A 2,818-nucleotide genomic window follows, 5' to 3' on the forward strand; every position below is an offset into this window, starting at 1 on the left:
TATTTCTGAATCTATTTTTTCTATATATAAATCTTCTATTCTTTCTGTTTGTTCTTTTGTAAAATCAATGTCATAAATTTCTTGTTTTTGATATTGATCTATTCTAGAATCTTCTAGTTTAAAATCTATCGAAAAAAGTTTTAAAAAAGGTGATATAACCATGAAAATTAGTATCAATCCTATAATAAAATTCATATATCTTTTTAACTTTCCTTTTGGCATTATTAACTCTATTAAAGTTATAATTATAAAAAAAACAACTATGTCTTTTAACCAATCATAAATAAATTCACTAATCATCAAATATAATCACCTACCTCAGCATTAATAAGTTGTTCCCAGCATCTACTATTATTGTTATAGTTATAAAGAACATAATACTTAAAGACATGATACTTACAAGTATCAAAGTAAGATTTTTTGATACATCTTCAAAAAAATTAATAATATTTTTAGAAGCTATAGGTTCAGTAATTGCCAATATTAAATTATATATAAAAAGTATTGTTGAGATTTTTATCATTGGCAATACTATAATTATAGATAGAACTACAAGACCAGCTATACCTATTCCATTTTTTAGAATTCCTATAGATCCAATCACAGCATCTATAGAGTCTGATAAAAATTTCCCTACTATAGGAACAACATTATCTATAGCAAATTTAGCAGTTCTTATACTTATTCCATCAACTTTGGTGGCTAATCCATATATCGTTAATAATCCGATAAATATAGTAAAGGAACCTGTTATTGTAAATATAATTACCTTTCTTGAAACATCTGTTAAGTTTTTAAATTGAGCTTTCCCTGAAATATTTGATAAGACACTTATAATAAAGGAAAAATAAATTAATGGGAAAACAAAGTTTTTAATTAAAAGTCCAATAATATTTACAGTAGAAAGAATCATTGGGTGAAAAATTATATTAGTATTAGGTCCACCTGCTATAACTAAAAGTGTTAACAATAGCGGCATCAATATCTGCATAAAGTTAATCATTTTATCTATAGAAAGTTTTGCTAAAACAACCACTTCATTGAAACTTGTTATAACTAATATTGCTATCATCATATAAGTTATTATATTTGATAACTCACTTACGGAAGAATTCTCAAATGAACTTTGAAGACTATTTAATATAGAAGATATTATAGTCACTATTATAATTTTAGATAATAATCCTAAAGCTATCTTAATCTCTTTTAAAAAAATATTTTTAATAAATTCTTTTATATCTTCTACATCTATTATTTTTTCTCCTTTAACTATGCGTTTTGTAATGTCTTTAATATTGAAATTAAAATTTAAATCATTTGTATCAATTAAATCATTTGTAAATTGATCTATGTTTTTCGTATCTATCCCTAGATTTGAATCATCTATATCAGAGTAGCTAGGACTAGAAAAAAACAATATAATAAATAGTAGCATTACCATCCTTTTCATCTTACTCATCCTTAAGGTAAAATTTTTAAAATAAGTTCCATAAGAGACATTAATATAGGAATGGCTAGTATCATAATACTTACTTTTCCAGCCAATTCTATTTTCATAGCAATTGAATTTTGTTCAGCATCTCTACAAATTTGTGAACCGAATTCTATTATATAACTCATACCTATTATTTTTAGTATGGTTGAAAAATATTCGATTTCAAGATTTGCTCTGAGAGACAGATCTCTCATTACGTCTACCACATAAATTAATTTATTTAAAATAAGTGAAAATATAATTATTCCAGTAATTATAGATACAAAAATTACAAACTCAGGTCTCAAATCTTTTAAAATTACTATGACACTAGTAGCAACTATTCCCAATCCAACTATTTGAAATATTTCCATTTATATATCCCCCTAATAAAGATTAAATAGAACTTTCACATTATTGAAAAGTTTGCTTACTAGATTTATAACTACTCCTAGAACAATTACAACTCCAACCAAAGTAGTAAGATAGGCATATTCTTCTTTTCCTGATTTTGCAAGTACCGTATGGAGTACAGCTGTAATCATTCCAATACCAGCAATTTTAAATATTAAATCTACGTCCATATATCATCTCTCCTATATCATTATAATTACTATAGAAATGCCCATTAAAACTCCTAAAGTTCTATAAAGTTTTACATTTTTTTCTTTTTCTATTCTTGATTCTTCTTTCATTGTTTGTATTTGTTTTATTATAAACTTTAAGTTGCTTTCTTGATCTTCTTTATTGCTTTTACCTAATATTTTACCTAAAAACAAAAATATACTTATGTCTTCATCTTTAAACATATATTGTTTTTTAAGTAAATTTTTTTGAAATGAAAAACTTATATATATATCTTCTCTTCTATTTTCTAATAGATCTATTTTAATTTCTTGAAATATAACTTTTATCTCTCCCTTACCTTTCTTATATACATTTTCTAAAGCCTCTGGTAAAGGAGTTCTTCCTGCAATTATTTCACTTTCCAATAATCTTATATTGTATTCTAAATCTATTAAATTTCTTTCCCTTTTGCTAAACATTCCTCCATAAAGTATGCCTAGTGTGCTAGATGAAAAAAACACCATAAAATAGAATATAGATTTAAGCCAATTCATATGATTCCTCTTTATAAGAGTACACTTTATTAAAGCTATCTCCATCTATTATCTCTTTTATTGTACCTACTCCTTTTGACCTATCAAGTACAATATATCTTTTAAAGATTTTTTCTTTTATAAGTCTTTGTAAATTGATTTTACTCTTTACCTCATCTATATCCCTACCATGGATTGTAGCTATAAAATTTATTCCTGCCCTTAATCCTTCATCTATAGAATT

At 24.9% G+C, this 2,818-nt stretch carries 5 protein-coding genes and 1 pseudogene; all 6 read right to left on the minus strand.

Annotated features, from left to right (window positions below; all coding sequences use genetic code 11):
* A partial coding sequence (gene spoIIIAF, locus ACTHW2_RS12570) for a stage III sporulation protein AF (protein WP_442264243.1) occupies positions 1 to 300 on the minus strand: 300 nt, incomplete at its 3' end.
* 13 nt (positions 301 to 313) lie between these two features.
* Positions 314 to 1,450: a stage III sporulation protein AE gene (spoIIIAE, locus tag ACTHW2_RS12575; protein ID WP_442264244.1), complete on the minus strand. Its 1,137-nt coding sequence runs from the start codon at positions 1,448 to 1,450 to the stop codon at positions 314 to 316.
* 11 nt (positions 1,451 to 1,461) lie between these two features.
* Entirely contained in the window at positions 1,462 to 1,848 is a 387-nt protein-coding gene (gene spoIIIAD / locus ACTHW2_RS12580; protein ID WP_442264245.1) for a stage III sporulation protein AD, read from the minus strand.
* Between the two features lie 12 nt (positions 1,849 to 1,860).
* Complete coding sequence (spoIIIAC, locus tag ACTHW2_RS12585) at positions 1,861 to 2,058, minus strand: stage III sporulation protein AC (protein WP_442264246.1); 198 nt, start codon at positions 2,056 to 2,058, stop codon at positions 1,861 to 1,863.
* Between the two features lie 12 nt (positions 2,059 to 2,070).
* Positions 2,071 to 2,595, minus strand: coding sequence for a stage III sporulation protein SpoIIIAB (locus tag ACTHW2_RS12590; RefSeq protein ID WP_442264247.1), 525 nt, complete (start codon positions 2,593 to 2,595; stop codon positions 2,071 to 2,073).
* A pseudogene (locus ACTHW2_RS12595) lies at positions 2,582 to 2,818 on the minus strand (hypothetical protein); the annotation flags it as partial. The pseudogene ACTHW2_RS12595 and the gene ACTHW2_RS12590, both read right to left, overlap by 14 nt.

It is taken from the genome of Tissierella sp., assembly GCF_052089545.1.
Classification (GTDB): Bacteria; Bacillota; Clostridia; order Tissierellales; family Tissierellaceae; genus Tissierella_A.